The sequence below is a fragment of the Chromobacterium aquaticum genome (genome assembly GCF_021129195.1).
Taxonomy (GTDB): Bacteria; Pseudomonadota; Gammaproteobacteria; order Burkholderiales; family Chromobacteriaceae; genus Chromobacterium; species Chromobacterium aquaticum.
In genome coordinates this window covers 1-1,218 of record NZ_JAJOHW010000215.1, presented here as the reverse complement: position 1 = coordinate 1,218, position 1,218 = coordinate 1, and the positions used below count along the sequence as shown (strand labels likewise).

Annotated in this window: 2 protein-coding genes; both read left to right on the top strand. The window is 69.5% G+C overall.

The window, feature by feature from the left end:
* On the top strand, positions 1-673 hold a 673-nt coding region (locus LQT98_RS23065), incomplete at its 5' end, for an MFS transporter (protein ID WP_331282591.1).
* 50 nt (positions 674-723) lie between these two features.
* On the top strand, positions 724-1,140 hold the full coding sequence (locus LQT98_RS23060) for a RidA family protein (protein WP_048407837.1): 417 nt from the start codon (positions 724-726) through the stop codon (positions 1,138-1,140).
* Positions 1,141-1,218 lie beyond the last annotated feature (78 nt).

Below are 1,218 nucleotides of genomic sequence, written 5' to 3'. Positions count from 1 at the left end.
GTGCTGGCTGCTGAGCGCGCCGCGCGGCGGCCATGGCGGCGGCTCCGCCGCTCGCGCGCCGCAATTCAGCCGGATTCCGCGCGCCTGGCTGCTGGCCTTTTATTTCGGCATCGGCACCGCGGTCTACGCCAGTTCGCTGGCCTGGCTGCCGGCTTTGTTCGTGCAATTGGGCTGGAGCCAGCAGCAAGGCGGCCTGATGCTCAGCTTCATGACCGGCATGGAAGTGGTGTCCGGCCTGACCATCCCGTTGTTGTCGGCGCGCAGCCACGATATGCGCGGCTGGCTGACCCTGGTGCTGCTGGCAGTGCTGGCCGGCTTGCTGGGCATGGTGCTGGCGCCGCATGGCGGCTTGCTGCTGCTGTGGGTGGCGCTGCTGGGCCTGGGCGTGGGCGGCCTGTTCCCGCTGACCATGATTCTGACGCTGCATCATTATGAAGACGCGCGCAACGCCGGCCAGCTGTCGGCTTTCGTGCAGGGCATAGGCTATCTGATCGCCGCGGTGGCGCCCTTCGCCGCCGGCTGGATCCGCGACGCCACCGCCAGCTTCAATCTGGCCTGGCTGTGCCTGGCGCTGCTGATCGCCGGCCTGCTGGTGCTGACCCGCCGCTTCGCGCCGCAGGGTTACACCGCGGCGATGCAAAGCCCGGCCGCCGTCGCCGCGCAAACCCGTTGATCCCGAGGCGGCGCCAGCCGCGCCGCCCGGCAAACCACAGGAGAGAGCAGATGAGCAAAGCAGTTCCCTTCCGCCTGAGCAATCCCGCCGGACTCTACGACCCGGCGCCCAATGGCTATTCCCACCTGGCCAGCGTCGACGCCGGCAGCCGCATGCTGCTGGTGGCCGGCCAGGGCGGCGAGAACGCCGCCGGCGAACTGGCCGACGGCTTCGAAGCCCAGGTCAGCCAGGCGCTGGCCAATCTGCGCACCGCGCTGGCCGCCGGCGGCGCCGATCTCGCCCATGTCGCCAAGCTGACTGTATTGATCGTCGATCACAGCGAGGCGCGGCTGCACGCCTTCGGCGCGCTGCTGAGCGCCGCCTGGGGCGCGCTGCCGACGCCGGCCTGCACGCTGATCCCGGTGCCGCGGCTGGCGCTGGACGGCATGCTGTTCGAGATCGAGGCCACCGCCTTCCTGCCGGGCTGAGACGGCATCGCGCGCCCGGAACCGGTTCGCTGATACGCAGCAGGCTTTGAACAGGTTCTTAGAACCTGTTTACGATCT